The sequence below is a fragment of the Dolichospermum sp. UHCC 0352 genome (assembly GCF_009711925.1).
Taxonomy (GTDB): domain Bacteria; phylum Cyanobacteriota; class Cyanobacteriia; order Cyanobacteriales; family Nostocaceae; genus Dolichospermum; species Dolichospermum lemmermannii.
In genome coordinates, this window is record NZ_VIKY01000325.1 from 1 (window position 1) to 15,332 (window position 15,332).

At 38.2% G+C, this 15,332-nt stretch carries 8 protein-coding genes; 5 read left to right on the forward strand and 3 right to left on the reverse strand.

All coding sequences use genetic code 11. The features are described from left to right. Window positions 1–456 precede the first annotated feature (456 nt). On the forward strand, window positions 457–1,092 hold the full coding sequence (locus FJR06_RS23610; RefSeq protein ID WP_168652388.1) for a phosphoribosyltransferase: 636 nt from the start codon (window positions 457–459) through the stop codon (window positions 1,090–1,092). 283 nt (window positions 1,093–1,375) lie between these two features. On the opposite strand, the gene pgmB is transcribed toward FJR06_RS23610, so the two are convergent. Together pgmB and FJR06_RS23620 are read right to left on the reverse strand one after the other, a co-directional pair. Continuing rightward, entirely contained in the window at window positions 1,376–4,237 is a 2,862-nt protein-coding gene (gene pgmB, locus FJR06_RS23615) for a beta-phosphoglucomutase (protein WP_168652389.1), read from the reverse strand. Window positions 4,238–4,326: 89 nt separating this feature from the next. Further along, on the reverse strand, window positions 4,327–6,753 hold the full coding sequence (locus FJR06_RS23620) for a sucrose synthase (protein ID WP_015079862.1): 2,427 nt from the start codon (window positions 6,751–6,753) through the stop codon (window positions 4,327–4,329). A gap of 1,292 nt (window positions 6,754–8,045) precedes the next feature. Between FJR06_RS23620 and FJR06_RS23625 the strand changes: the two genes are divergently transcribed. The 4 genes from FJR06_RS23625 to FJR06_RS23640 all read left to right on the forward strand — a co-directional run bounded on the left by FJR06_RS23625 (window position 8,046) and on the right by FJR06_RS23640 (window position 14,909). Beyond that, window positions 8,046–8,282: a HetP family heterocyst commitment protein gene (locus FJR06_RS23625; RefSeq protein ID WP_015079864.1), complete on the forward strand. Its 237-nt coding sequence runs from the start codon at window positions 8,046–8,048 to the stop codon at window positions 8,280–8,282. Between the two features lie 651 nt (window positions 8,283–8,933). Then, window positions 8,934–12,560, forward strand: coding sequence for a pyruvate:ferredoxin (flavodoxin) oxidoreductase (gene nifJ, locus FJR06_RS23630; RefSeq protein WP_168652390.1), 3,627 nt, complete (start codon window positions 8,934–8,936; stop codon window positions 12,558–12,560). Window positions 12,561–12,677: 117 nt separating this feature from the next. Beyond that, window positions 12,678–13,697, forward strand: coding sequence for a dihydroorotate dehydrogenase-like protein (locus FJR06_RS23635; protein WP_015079866.1), 1,020 nt, complete (start codon window positions 12,678–12,680; stop codon window positions 13,695–13,697). 126 nt (window positions 13,698–13,823) lie between these two features. Beyond that, entirely contained in the window at window positions 13,824–14,909 is a 1,086-nt protein-coding gene (locus FJR06_RS23640) for an ATP-dependent 6-phosphofructokinase (protein ID WP_015079867.1), read from the forward strand. Window positions 14,910–14,970: 61 nt separating this feature from the next. On the opposite strand, the gene FJR06_RS23645 is transcribed toward FJR06_RS23640, so the two are convergent. Beyond that, window positions 14,971–15,174 carry a hypothetical protein gene (locus tag FJR06_RS23645; protein WP_015079868.1) on the reverse strand — a complete coding sequence of 68 codons (204 nt, stop codon included), beginning with the start codon at window positions 15,172–15,174 and terminating at the stop codon, window positions 14,971–14,973. Window positions 15,175–15,332 lie beyond the last annotated feature (158 nt).

A 15,332-nucleotide genomic window follows, 5' to 3' on the forward strand; every position in this document is an offset into this window, starting at 1 on the left:
AAGCAAGCCGTGCTGACCAGACCACCCTGAGCATAGTCGAAGGGTAGCCGTTATTTGAGTCACGACACCCCGGAATGCGTAGCCCCTTCGGGGTTCAGCAGTCGCTCATGGGGGAAACCCCCAAGACCGCGCTGCTTCACTAGTTCCCTGCTCTGTCATTTGCAATTAAACAGTTTTAAGGTCACTGAAACAGTGTTGCAAGTCTAAAAAGCTCTTATAACTGGTCGAAGCTAACATTACCCCAGAAATGGGAGGCTCTTTGGAGCAAAACATTATGCGTACAGAGTTGGAAAATTTGAATCGGTAATTGTCCCGTTGAAAGTACATCACAAAAGTACCCCGAATTTCTCAACTCCAAGGCGGTAATGAAAAAATATTCAAAGCGGTTAAAACCGCCCGTGTCGCTTTCCTCTCAGGGCTAAAGCCGCGCTCGTTTCCCACTTACCGGGTATTCTTATGAGCAAAAAATTCTCTAACCGCATTCAAGCTGGTCAAATGTTAGCTCAACATTTACAAGCATATAGTAACCTTGAGGATGTCTTGGTACTAGCTTTGCCTCGTGGTGGTGTCCCTGTAGCCTTTGAAGTTGCTAAAATTTTGAATGCGGCCATGGATGTGTGCATAGTCAGAAAACTCGGTGTACCTGGACACAAAGAACTGGCTATGGGGGCAATTGCTTCGGAAAATATTATTGTTTTCAACCGAGATATAATTGATTCCTTGGGAATAGATCAAGAAAAAATTACCCAAGTTGTTAACCAGGAATTGCGAGAATTAAAGCGCCGGAATCAGGTTTATCGCGGTGATAAACCAGCAATTAATCTGAAAAATAAAACGGTTATTGTCATAGATGATGGGATTGCTACTGGTGCAACCATGCGGGTTGCCCTCACTATTATCCACCAACAACAGCCGACAAAAATTATTGTGGCTGTTCCAGTTGCACCCCTAAATACTTGTGAAGAATTGCGTTTAGAAGTGGATGATGTAGTTTGTTTGCAATGTCCAGAAGTCATGTCTGCAATTGGTTTATGGTACGACGATTTTAGCCAAACCACAGATAACGAAGTTCGCGCACTTTTAGGAAATTAACATCTATCAAACGCTCACTCTCTAAGATTCTGCGCCTCTGCGTGTTAGCGAAGCGATGCGAAGCTTGATAAATTCTTAATTAGGGCTGGCTGAATAAACCGAAAACCTAGATAGATTAAGAGTTTCCCGGTTAAAAAAGTGAATTAGGTGCAAGGAATAAGGATTGAAACCATTAAAAACCTATCACTTTCTGAAATTTGAGACTATTCTTCTCTCCTTCTAATTCTTCCTCCTGACTCCTGACTCCTGACTCCTGACTCCTAGCCCTCACGAAAAGACTTTTTCAGCAAGCCCTAATCAGTTCCTCCCATTTTACCCCTGCCAAACTAGGCAAAACGACATCAGCAGCCCCCACCCTCTCCTGGGGTCCCAAGCCTACAGCCCACATATTTGCTGCTTTGGCAGCGATAATACCGACTGCGGCATCTTCAAATACTACACATTCATTTGGGCGAATTCCTAACTGGTTGGCAGCATGAAGAAATAAGTCTGGTGCTGGTTTGGCGGCTTGGACAGTATCACCATCAGTAATAACATCTAATTTACCACCAATCCCCAATTTTTCAATCACTAGCCGGGCATTTTTACTAGCAGAACCAATGGCGATTTTGATTCCAGCTTGACGCAATTCATCCAATAAGGCCACTGCCCCTGGTAATAAATCTGTGGGTGTAATATTGTGAATTAGTTCTACATAATAATCATTTTTTCGAGACATCATTTCCTGAATTTGCACTTCTGAATATTCTCTATTGCCAATAATCAATATCAGAGAAGCGCGACGAGATACACCCCGCAAGGCTTCATTCATTTCTCGATTAAAAGGTAAACCCTCTTCATTTGCTAACTTTTGCCAAGCTTGATAATGATATTCTGCGGTATTAGTCAATACGCCATCTAAGTCAAAAATCACGCCCTGAATGTTAGGCTTTCTCGTTTTTGGTAATTCCTGACGCAAATCGAATTCGTGCCATTTACCATGCCACTGTAACTTAAATTTCAGTCTTGTCCAAGTTGGGGGTAAGTGAGGATGGGCTACGGGGACATTTTCCCGAAATTGGATACCGCCAAAACCGAATATTACAGCTTGCCAAATGCCTCCAGCACTAGCACCATGTATCCCATCTTGGGTATTTCCGCGTTTATCTTCTAAATCTACCATTGCCGCCTGCATAAAGTATTCGTAAGCCTCCTGTGATTTGCCCAAATCTGCGGCTAAAATGGCGTGAATAGCCGGACCCAAGGAAGAACCATAACTAATATCTGTGCGGGGGGCGTAATAGTCCCAATTTACCTGTAATGTTTGCTGATTATAGGGAAAATCGGCAGATTCCCGCATCAAATATAGAAGCATTAATACATCTGGTTGTTTAATGACTTGTCCTTTGTTGGTTTCTTCCATGCCCAAAATAATTTGGATTGATTTTTCTCGCGGTTCGTATTTGGCTAAGTTAATATCATCTAGTTGGAAAAACCCCTCACATTGCTCAATTAGTCCGGTTTCTGGGTTGTGGATAATGAGCATTTTAGCGATAATTTCTGTCCAATGATTGAGGACTTCGGAGGTAATTTGTAATTTATGTTCAAGTTTTATGGCTACTTCTGGAAAGGTGGAATGCAGCCAGTTATAGATGATTAAGGCTTTTTCTAAATGCCATTGTACCATCCGATTTGTCAAGCAGTTGTTATGAACTAATTCGTGATATTCATCTGCACCAATAACTCCGCGAATTTCATAACATTCTAATTGGGGATTAAATTCAACTCGACTACTCCAAAAAATTGCGGTATCTAAAATAATTTCTGCACCATAATCTCGCATCCATTCATCATCTTCTGTAACTTGCCAATAATACCAAATGGCGTAAGTAATATCCGCACTAATATGAATTTCTCGATCACGACACCATATACGAATATCTTCGGCATAAAAATCACTCCGTAGTGACCAGCGTGGTGTCGCTTCATCCCCTGTCACCGCACTTTCCCAGGCAAACATCGCCCCCTGATAGCCATAATGTGCCGCTTTGCGTCGCGCCCCTGGTAAGGTGTGATAACGGTAACTGAGCAAATTCCGGGCTAAATTTGGTTGGGTAAAGGTAAAAAATGGCAGAATAAAAATTTCCGTATCCCAAAAGATATGTCCGTGATAACCAAAGCCAGATAGGGTTTTCGCAGGGATACTTATGTGATTATTGTTTCTAAGTGCAGCAATTAGTAACTGAAACAGATTGTAACGCACTGCAAAAGCTGCTGTGATATCTCCTTCAATGATAATATCACTTTGTTGCCAAACTTGCTCCCAGGCTTGGGCATGGGCATCAATTAAGATTATATAATCTGGTATATTTACGAGCTTTTCTTTAGCGGCTATAACTGGTTCTGCAATTTCGTTAGATGTAAAAATACTGACAATCTTTACTATGGTGATTGTCTGTTGGATTTGACCGGCAACGGTTGCATTTAAGCTGGGATAACCAGGTGTGGTATTAATTTGTAAGTCTATGTCAGTTCCCGAAATAGTTATTTTTGCCGCTATACCGACATCTATGCGGCTGTTGCGAGTGCGACTATGTAACCAGAATCCTTGTGTGATTTTACCTTGATCTAATCCTTCCCAATGGTTGAATCCTTGATTTTCCGAGTAACTGTTAATACTGGCTTGAATTTCAATTAAACCATCAAAATTTACTGGTGTTAGTTGGCAACGTTGCCCGACTATATGCTGATCTGCTAAACTGGCAAAGCGTTCAAAATGGATATCTATTGCTTTACCATTGGGACTACACCAACGTAAACACCGGCTGAGAATGCCATGATGTAAGTCTAGTTTCCGGTTATATTTTAATATTGTACCTTGATCAAGGCGAAAGCGTTCTCCCTCAATAATAACTGTCAATGGTAGCCAATCTGGACAGTTTACAAGTTCGGTATAAACTACGGGAACATCATCATAAACACCGTTAATAAATGTTGCTGATAATGCGCGGGGATAGCCTTCTTCAAATGTTCCTCTTGTCCCTAAATAGCCATTACCAATGGTGAAAATAGTTTCTCGGCTATGCAAGTATTCAGGATTAAACTTGGTTTCATTTAATATCCAGTCTGTATAGATAAGGTTGCGAAAATGGTCTTTTTTATCCATGATAATAGATTAGGTATAAAGAATTTAAATTTATGTTTCGCGCAAAGATACAAAGGAGCAAAGACGCAAAGTTTAAGATGAAGCAGGTTTTAATTATGATTTCTGATTTTGCTTAGATGTTCTGATAAAATATGGTCAGCTATAGGTTTATAAAGAAGATGAAATAAACTTTCCATGTAACGATCTCTGGCTTCGTTATCTTCGGGATAGATGAAGTTCCAAAAGCTAAACATTTTCGTTAATAACAGGAGTTGATTTGTGTGGGAATTCCAGTTATATTTATGGCGAATGCGTTCAATCATCCATTGAGAATTTTCTAGCCAATGTTCTGGATAATTTTCACATTTTTCTAAGAAGTTGATAATTGTTTTGGCTGTTCCTGCTAAGTCTGTGGGGTTGAGGTTAAATCCTTGATCATGGTTTTCAATAATTTCTAATGAACCACCAAATTGAGTTGTAAAAGTTGGTAATCCAGAAATCATTGCTTCTAAAATACTTCTGCTAAAGGATTCATAAAGGGCAAAGTGAATATAAATCCCTTGAAAATCGGCAATTACACGATAGGTTTCAGCAATATCGCGGAGAGGAAGACGCATTCCCAACCAGCGGATTTTATGGTGAAGATGATATTGATCAATAATCGCATGAATTTTTGCTATTTCTTGAATTTCTTCGGAGTTTGTTCCTAAGTCTGGATGAAGTTTACTGGTTAATAAAATTAGGTTACTATGTTTTTGTAATTCTTCACTTTTACCGAAACATTCAACTAAACCTGTGAGGTTTTTAATTGAGGTAATGGGACTAACGGAAAAGATCGGTTTTTTATGAGGATGATCTAATTTACCGAGAATTTCTGGGTGTTCTTGATGGAAAATTAGGTCTTGGATATGTTGACGACGGTGGGATTCTCTATTTGTTGTTTGGTTGTAGGGAAAAAATATATTTTCACTGACTCCTGGTAATACCACATTGAATTTAGGGCTAAATAAATCAATGCCATCAATTACATGATATAAGTTGGGCATGGTGAAACATTTATAAGATTCATATTGTCCCATTGTATCTGGTGTACCTACAATTTCTTGATAGGATGATGTGATAATAAAATCTGCGGCATTCATACTGATTAAATCAGCGGTAAATTGGGCAGAAAAGTGATATTGTGCTTCTAAATCTTGCCAATATAAGTTACTAAATAGATATTTAGGTTTTTCGAGGGAATGGGCAATATTACATTGGGTAACTTTCATTTTTCGGGAGAGAATAAAAGCAACTAAGTTCCCGTCACTGTAGTTACCAATAATTAGATTGGGCTTTCCTTGGAATTGTTTTAAAAGTTCTGCTTCGGCATCAAGAGCAAATTTTTCTAAATAAGGCCAAATTTCAAATTTAGAAATCCAGTTGTTGGTAATTTCCGGTCGAGATTCTGCAAAAGGAACGCGCAAAATCCAAGCATTTTCTGTACCATCAACTTTTTCTAATGGTAAGTTACAAAATGTGCCTTCACAATTGGGAATCAGTCGAGTTAATATAATGATATGGGGTTTAATTCCTAATGTATCTAAACCTGCAAGTTTAATTTCTGCCCGCATTTTATTTTCTAAACTGCGGGCTTGTTCTAAAACATAAATAACTTGTCCTAATGTTTCATCTCTGCCTAAAACATCTTCTTGTGCAACCCAACCATGGATGGAAATAAGGACGACGCGGAAAACTGCACAAATGCGAGAAACAAAGGTTTCTAAAATTGCAGGTTCGGGATTATCCATGAGTCTTTCCAGCAGTTCTAAGGTTTCTCTGACTCTGGCTGCATTATTACCCCAACCTGGTTCTAAACCGAGTTCTTGAAGATGAAATTTAAATTTTATATATGGTGTCTGGGGGGATAAATGACTCACAAATTCTAACGCTAGTTTGATTTGCTTTGTTAGTTGCAAACCTGAATGAATATGATTACTAATTAATAATTTGATGCCGTTATATTCTAATCTTTTTAATGATTGAAATAATGCGTCAATCCAATATTCAGGATCTGTCAATGCTTGATTACAAAAATAATGATTAAGAACGGTTAAACCTTGGCCAATATTTCTGGAATCATCAATTCTTGGTGCTGCTGAATAAAAGGGATGGAGATCAATTTCTAAAATGTGCGGTTGATAACGCTTTACTAAGCGATCGCTCACATCTAATAATGCTTTCGGTGTCATTAACTCAAACTTAGTCAAGTCCGCGCTTAATAACCATACTTCTTGACTCGCAATCTTTGGTCTAACTACAAACCAAGTATTTTCACCATCTAAAATTATTTCATGGGTGTATTGAATGAATGTCCCTAAAGAGGAAGAGTGATAAAAATAAGCGGGTTTTGGGAATTGGTGACAATAATCTGCAAAAGCTTGTAAAATCTCATTTCTTAAAAAGTAACGTTTATGATCCTTGCCTAATTCTAAGATAAAGTCACCTAAAACATTTTTTTCATCACTGTTAACAATAGTTTGCACTAATTTATACATTGTACATTACCAAACTCTAGCTAAAGTTAGGATTATTGAGATACTATTTCAGGTTAATAGTAAATAAGTTACTCAATTATTTACTTCTAGCTAAAGGATGAACCCTTACCTCCTCTTATAGATAGAGAAGTATCTATTAGTTAGATGACAGGGAATAGATAAAATTTTAGCAATCACTAATTTCAACTCAATAACTACCAATTTGGCTTTGTTGCTATTAATTACCATTTTGTAAACTTTACTTGTGCCACTTTTATAAGAGTCCATTGCAGCAAGAATTAAATATTACATCTATAAATATTACTCAATTCGTCAAAACCTGAATACTCATATCCTCAACAACTTTAAGACGTTGAGCATTTCGTGATGAAGTGTAACTAATTTAGCCAGAAAATTGAAAATAGCCAAAAATAAATTTATATCTTTATGCCATTTACAGTTTTGTAAATCTCCCTTGTGACAGTATCTAAATAGTCATACAACATTGAAGTATTTCTTATTTCCAATTTTGTAAATCTCCCTTGTGACAGTATTTAAATAGTCATGCAACATTCGAGTACATTTTATCTAGATTTTTGTAAATCCCCCTTGTGACAGTATTTAAATAGTCATTTAATACGCAATTTAGAACTGACATTTTCTGTACTATTTAGAGTAACAAATTGCCAATTTGGCGTACCAGACAGGGAAAACATAGTATTCTGCATATAATAGTGTCACAAGGAGTATTTACAAAACTGAAGCCAGGAAAAATTTCAATGTTGTATGACTATTTAAATAGTGTCATAATCCAAATATCTGTATTTCCTATTTTTTACCAAACAATCAAGTTGGACAGGAAATGCTAGGAATTTGCCTATATTTTTTACTAACACAAGGGTAATGTGGTTAGTAATTTTCCAGTCTTTACAATCAAAAATTTCAGAACTTAATCTATTTAGATCATCAATTGCCAATGATACACCCCTAATTAAATGGATAACACTGCTCACTAAACCTCACAGAAAATTCATAAAGTTCTCTGATAACCACAAATAATGTTGATATTTAATCGGTAAGTTATCGCTATACTCGGACTTAGATATCGAAGTTATTTACCAAGAGAATTAAATCCTTTACATATCACGGGCAGATAATCCTGTTACCTCAAATATCCCATTGGTTTTTTTCTATAATTCAGAATTTAGGAGTTCAGTAATCAGGAGTTAAAAGGCTTGACTAAAAAGATTTTCTGTTCTGAATTCTGACAACTTATCAACTTTCAATCCTACAAGATTAGATCAGGGTTAGTTATGAATTATCAAGCTTCTTCTTCTCAGAACGATTTTCATAGTGCCATCGCTCCCGAACAGTTCAATCGTATCATTGAAGCTATTGCTGATGGACGGTATTCTTGGGCTTGTGTGCTGATTTTACGTTGTATTGATTACAATCCAATTCACTATATTCCCCAGCGGACTTACAGCCGATTGATTAAAGAAAACCGTCAAGATCCTGGAACAGCTAGTAAACCAAAAACAGATATTTAAGTCTTTTGTGAATAGTCTTAACTACAGAGATTTATCTCAATTACTACGCCAAAAGTTAGAGGAACTTAGCAGAAAATTATTCCTTAAAACCAATAATTTGGGATTTTGTTCTCATCTAGCCCCCATACTAAATTTAGTACGGGGGGATTTTCTATGAACTATCCTATAATTATGATTTTAGTAGATGGAAATTTCTGCTGATTTTTCAGTTGAATGTAAAAACTAGGGAATTTGGGGCTAGGAAAACACCAATTACCCGAAATTTAGTAGTTCTTCAAGGTAAAGGAAGGTCAGTAACCCAGCCCTAAAGGGACTGGGCTTGCAAGAGTAATCAAGCAAGCCGTACTGACCAGACCACCCTGAGTTTACTCTCATGGTAGCCGTTATTTGAGTCACGACACCCTGGAATGCGTAGCTAGTTCCCTGCTCTGTCGCTGGCAATTAAACAGTTTTAAGGTCACTGAAACAGTGTTGCCAGCCTAACAAGCTCTTATAACAGGTCGAAGCTAACATTACCCCGCAAGGGAGTTGGTTTCCAGGTTCCAATCAAAAATCTGGTTTCAATTTTAAGATTCACAGCGGTTAAAACCGCTCGTGCCGTTTCCCTCTCAGGGCTAAAGCCACTGAGTTTCCCACTTACCGGGTATTCTTATGAAGATGAGAACCTTTGCAACTATAGATGGTAATGAAGCTGTGGCTAAAGTCGTTTACCAACTAAACGAAGTTATTGCCATTTACCCAATTACCCCATCTTCACCGATGGCGGAATGGTCTGATACTTGGATGAGTGAGGGAAAACCGAACATCTGGGGAACAGTTCCTGCGGTGGTACAGTTGCAGAGTGAAGGGGGGGTTGCGGGTGCTGTACATGGGGCTTTACAAACGGGTTCACTGACAACCACATTTACAGCATCTCAGGGGTTAATGTTGATGCTACCAAATATGTACAAAATTGCCGGTGAACTTACACCTACAGTATTTCATATTGCGGCGCGATCGCTTGCAGCCCAAGCCCTTTCCATTTTCGGAGATCATAGTGATGTCATGGCCTCAAGAACTACAGGTTTTGCCATGTTATGCGCTGCTTCTGTGCAAGAAGCCCATGATTTTGCCCTAATTTCCACAAAAGCAACTTTATCATCTCGCATACCTTACTTACACTTTTTTGATGGTTTTCGCACTTCCCACGAAGTCAATAAAGTAGAAATATTAACAACTCCAGACTTACAAAAATTTATTCCTTTAGACTTAGTAATTGCCCATCGTTTACGGGCTTTAACACCTGATAACCCGGTATTACGAGGAACGGCGCAAAACCCTGATGTTTATTTTCAAGCTAGAGAAACAGTAAACTCTTTTTATCTCGCTTGTCCAGATATTACTCAACAGGTAATGGATGAATTTGCCGCAATGACGGGGAGACAATATCAACTATTTGATTATCATGGACATTTAGAAGCAGAAAAAATAATTATTCTCATGGGTTCTGGTTGCGAAACAGTTCATGAAACCGTAGATTATCTCAATCAACAAGGTGAAAAAGTGGGAATTATCAAAGTTAGATTATATCGTCCCTTTGATACCCAAAGATTTATTAATTCTCTCCCCCAAACTACCTCCAAAATTGCCGTTTTAGATAGAACGAAAGAACCAGGGGCAATTGGTGAACCTTTATATATAGATGTAGTTACAGCTTTGGCAGAAAACCAACTTCACAAAATTAAAGTTGTGGGAGGTAGATATGGTTTATCATCTAAAGAATTTACACCAGCAATGGTAAAAGCGGTATTTGATAATTTAGATGTGGAGAAACCAAAAAATCATTTTACTGTGGGGATTAATGATGATGTTACTCATAACAGTTTAACATATAATCCCGAATTTAATATAGAAGCTGACAATATAGTTAGGGCAATTTTCTACGGTTTGGGTGCAGATGGTACAGTAGGGGCAAATAAAAATTCTATCAAAATCATTGGAGAAGAAACAGATAATTTTGCCCAAGGTTATTTTGTTTATGATTCTAAAAAATCTGGTTCAGTTACCGTCTCTCATTTGCGTTTTGGTTCTCAACCAATTCATTCTACTTATTTAATCACTAAAGCTAATTTTGTCGCTTGTCATCAATGGGACTTTGTAGAAAAATTTCCCATATTGAAAGATATTATTCCTGGTGGCACTTTTTTACTAAATTCACATTATCATAAAGATGAAATTTGGAATAAATTACCTGCTGCAATGCAAACAGAGATAATTAACAAAAATATCAAATTCTATGTCATTAATGCCTACAAAGTCGCCCGTGAAGCGGGAATGGGTGGACATATTAACACCGTTATGCAGGTTTGTTTCTTTGCCATTTCCGGTGTTTTACCAAGAGAAGAAGCTATAGATCAAATTAAAAAGTCTATTCGTCAAGCCTACGGTAAAAAAGGCGAAGAAATCGTGCAAATGAATATCCAAGCAGTTGATAAAACCTTGGAAAATCTCTATGAAATTAGGGAACGGGGAACGGGGAACACTTCGACAAGCTCAGTGCATCGCAGGGAACAAGAAAATATAAGAATGTCCTCAATCCCCGATACTGCACCTGCATTTGTCCGCAATGTATTAGGGAAAATGATAGTCCGTGAAGGTGATGATTTACCTGTGAGTGCATTACCTGTAGATGGTACATATCCCACAGGAACATCTAAATGGGAAAAACGCAATATTGCTGAAGAAATTCCGGTTTGGGATGCTGACGTTTGTATTCAATGTGGTAAATGTGTGATGGTGTGTCCTCATAGTGTCATTCGCGCTAAAGTATATGCACCAGAAGAATTAGAAAATGCCCCCGCAACTTTTAAAAGTGCAAATGCCAAAGAACATGATTGGCATGATTTAAAGTTTACCATTCAAGTAGCAGCAGAAGATTGTACAGGTTGCGGTATTTGTGTTGATGTTTGTCCCGCAAAAAATAAAGCCGAACCGCGCAAAAAAGCCATTAATATGGCAGCACAAAAACCATTGCGAGAACAAGAACGAGAAAATTGGGATTTCTTCTTAAATCTCCCTAACCCAGATAGACGGAATTTAAAGTTAAATCATATTAATCAACAACAAATGCAAGAACCGTTGTTTGAGTTTTCTGGTGCTTGTGCTGGATGTGGAGAAACACCTTATATTAAATTAGTAACACAATTATTTGGCGATCGCATGATCGTCGCCAACGCCACCGGTTGTTCATCTATCTATGGTGGTAACTTACCCACCACACCTTGGGCAAAAAACGCCGCAGGTAGGGGGCCAGCATGGTCTAACAGTCTATTTGAAGATAACGCCGAATTTGGCTTAGGTTTCCGCGTTTCCATAGATAAACAAGCGGAATTTGCAGCTTATTTACTCCAACAACTTGCACCCCAAATAGGTGAAACTCTAGTTACAGATATTCTCACCGCAGAACAAAAAGACGAATCGGATATTTACTCTCAACGAGAACGAATTGCTATTCTCAAAGGAAAATTAAAAGAAATTATCACCGCAGATGAACACAGATTAACGCAGATGAAAGAGGATTCTATCAGCGTTTATCTGCGTTTATCTGCGTTCAAAAATCTTCAATCCCTCGTTGATTATTTAGTGAAAAAAAGTGTTTGGATCATTGGTGGTGACGGTTGGGCTTATGATATTGGTTATGGTGGATTAGATCATGTAATTGCTAGTGGACGCAACGTTAATATTCTCGTATTAGACACAGAAGTTTATTCTAATACTGGTGGTCAAATGTCCAAATCTACCCCTAAAGGTGCAGTGGCAAAATTTGCCGCAGGTGGTAAACCTACAACTAAGAAAGATTTGGGTTTAATTGCCATGACCTACGGTAATGTTTATGTTGCTAGTGTAGCAATGGGCGCAAAAGATGAACAAACCCTGAAAACTTTCTTAGAAGCCGAAGCTTACGAAGGTCCATCATTAATTATTGCCTACAGTCATTGTATTGCTCACGGTATCAACATGAGTACAGCCATGCAAAATCAAAAAGCTGCTGTAGACTCTGGACGCTGGTTATTATATCGCTATCACCCCGACCGCATTAAACAGGGAGAAAACCCCTTACAACTCGATTCTCGCACCCCTCACATACCAATAGAAAATTCCATGTACATGGAGAACCGTTTCAAAATGTTAACTAAAATTAACTCAGAAACAGCAAAAGAACTCCTCAAAGAATCCCAAGCAGATGTTAATACCCGTTGGCAAATGTATCAATATTTAGCTGCAAGAAAATTAAAATAGCTTTGAGTCAGTTGTTAGTAGGGGCGAAGCATTTGGAAGATAAATTATCGGTCATTGCCAAAAATAGTTCTCCAAATGCTTCGCCCGTACAGTTGTTAGTTTTTAATTACCAAATTTATGAACTTAACTACCACATATTTAGGTTTAGAATTAAAATCTCCCTTAGTTCCCTCCGCTTCTCCACTTTCAGAAGACATTGATAATATTAAATTAATGGAAGATGCAGGTGCGGGTGCTGTTGTTATGCACTCGCTATTTGAAGAACAATTAACTTTAGAAGAATCCGCACTTGATCATCATTTAAGCCATGGTACAGAAAGTTTTGCAGAAGCTTTAACCTATTTCCCAAATATTGCTAAATTCCGAGTCGGACCAGAAGAATATCTAGACCATATTCGCAAAGCTAAGGAAAAAGTTGATATTCCCATTATTGCCAGTTTGAATGGTTGTTCCGTCGGTGGTTGGACTAAATATGGTAAACTCATCCAAGAAGCAGGAGCATCAGCACTAGAATTAAATATTTACTATGTTCCTACTAACCCAGATTTAAGTAGTCACGATATCGAGCAAAATTATCTTGATATTCTCACATCTGTTAAAGCCGCCGTCACTATTCCTGTAGCCGTAAAACTCAGTCCTTACTTTACTAATACTGCAAATATCGCCAAACGTTTAGATCATGCCGGGGCTGATGGATTAGTATTATTTAATCGGTTTTATCAACCAGATATTAATTTAGAAAATTTAGAAGTCGAACCTCATGTACTTTTAAGTACCCCCCAAGCCATGCGTTTACCCCTGCGCTGGATAGCCATTCTCTATGGTCATATTCAGGGTAGTTTGGCTGCAACTAGCGGTATTCATAATGCCTATGATGTGATTAAAATGTTGATGGTGGGAGCAAATATAACTATGTTGTGTTCTGTATTATTAAGAGAGGGAATTGCTCATATTCAGTGTTTAGAAAAAGACCTACGGGAATGGATGAAAATACATGAATATGAATCTGTCAAGCAAATGCAAGGTACCATGAGCCAGTTAAAATGTCCTAATCCTAGTGCTTTTGAACGCGCTCAATATATGAAGGCTTTGCAAACCTATAATCCAGATTCGGGTAGAGTTTATACAAAAAGTTAGGTAATAGGTAATAACTAACAACTAACAACTGTACGGGCGAAGCATTTGGAGAACTATTTTTGGCAATGACCGATAATTTATCTTGCAAATGCTTCGCCCCTACTGACAACTAACAACTGACAAACAATGAAAAAACGTATTGGTATTCTTACCAGTGGTGGTGACTGTCCTGGTCTAAATTGTGTGATTCGCGCTGTTGTGAGTCATGCCACACGGACTTTTGATTGGGAAGTAGTGGGGATTCCTTACGCTACCCAAGGGTTGCTAGAACGGAAAACGGTGCCGTTAAGTATACATGGTTGGGATTTACGCGGGATTGACCCTTTACTAAATATGGGGGGAACAATTTTAGGTAGTATTAATAAAGGAGATACTTTAGCCCATGCTGATGAAATATTAGCCGGTTATAAAGCGATCGCTCTAAATGCTTTAATTATTGTCGGTGGAGATGGTAGTTTAAATATTATTCATCAATTAGCCGTTTTAGGTAATTGGAATTTAATTGCTATCCCCAAAACTATTGATCATGATGTCGCTTTTACAGAACGTTCAATCGGCTTTGATACGGCAATTAATACAATTGTTGATGCTATTAATCGTCTGATCTTTACTGCTGCTAGTCATGACCGAGTGATGATTATCGAAGTTATGGGACGCAGCTCCGGACATTTAGCTTTACACTCAGGAATTGCCGGCGGTGCTGATGTGATTTTAATTCCCGAAGTCCCCTATACTATTCAAGGAATATGTCATCATCTGACCGAATTACGCGATTGTTGGCAAAAAAAATTTGCTATTATTGTGGTTGCTGAAGGGATATCTGTTTGTGCAGAAGATGCCGATAATCCTTCTATTTGTACTACTGCTATTGATAGTGAGCGAAGCCGAACTAAATGTGGTCAAGGTCAATATATTGCCGAAAAAATTGCTAATTGTAGTAATCACCTGATTGATACCAGAGTTTCTGTATTAGGACATATTCAGCGTGGTGGTATCCCCTCAGCTTTAGACCGTCTCACAGCTACTATGTTTGGTAAAGTTGCAGTTGATTTAATTGCCCAAAATCAATATGATCAAATGTTAGCTTGGCAAAATGGCAAAGTTGTCACTTTCCCCATTCAAGATGTGATAGATAATAATCCCTCTCTTGTTAATCCTCAAGGTGATTTAGTCCAAACCGCTCGGTCTTTAGGTATATATATTGGTGAATAAAGTAAGAGGCAATAGGTAATAGGTAATACCTACTCCCCCTGCCTCCTGCCCCCCTTACGTATTACTCAGCTTCAGCGAGCGCTTCTAGATGAAAAGCTACATTTTTAAGCGCCATTTCAATTTCGTTACTATAAGAAAGACTTCTCCATCTTGGGGCTGTGGCATGATCCAAGGCAGTTGTATCCAAGTATTCTGCAAAAACTATCAGTTTTTCGGGGTCTGTTGCGGCTGTTGCCAACTTTTCTAAAAACTCTTGAGGTGTCATAAAATTTGCCAAAAAAAAGTAAAAGTCTCATCAATCGGTCAATTCTATGAGCATAAGTGCTGTAATCCCCAAAAATCTGTTCAAAATATTCAAAAATGAATAATTGACAACCGACGTACGGGCGAAGCATTTGGAGAACTATTTTTGGCAATGACTGA

Coding starts and splice junctions, on each gene's coding strand:
- FJR06_RS23610 (WP_168652388.1), top strand. CDS start 457: ATGAGCAAAAAATTCTCTAACCGCATTCAAGCTGGTCAAATGTTAGCT.
- pgmB (WP_168652389.1), bottom strand. CDS start 4,237: ATGGATAAAAAAGACCATTTTCGCAACCTTATCTATACAGACTGGATA.
- FJR06_RS23620 (WP_015079862.1), bottom strand. CDS start 6,753: ATGTATAAATTAGTGCAAACTATTGTTAACAGTGATGAAAAAAATGTT.
- FJR06_RS23625 (WP_015079864.1), top strand. CDS start 8,046: ATGAATTATCAAGCTTCTTCTTCTCAGAACGATTTTCATAGTGCCATC.
- nifJ (WP_168652390.1), top strand. CDS start 8,934: ATGAAGATGAGAACCTTTGCAACTATAGATGGTAATGAAGCTGTGGCT.
- FJR06_RS23635 (WP_015079866.1), top strand. CDS start 12,678: ATGAACTTAACTACCACATATTTAGGTTTAGAATTAAAATCTCCCTTA.
- FJR06_RS23640 (WP_015079867.1), top strand. CDS start 13,824: ATGAAAAAACGTATTGGTATTCTTACCAGTGGTGGTGACTGTCCTGGT.
- FJR06_RS23645 (WP_015079868.1), bottom strand. CDS start 15,174: ATGACACCTCAAGAGTTTTTAGAAAAGTTGGCAACAGCCGCAACAGAC.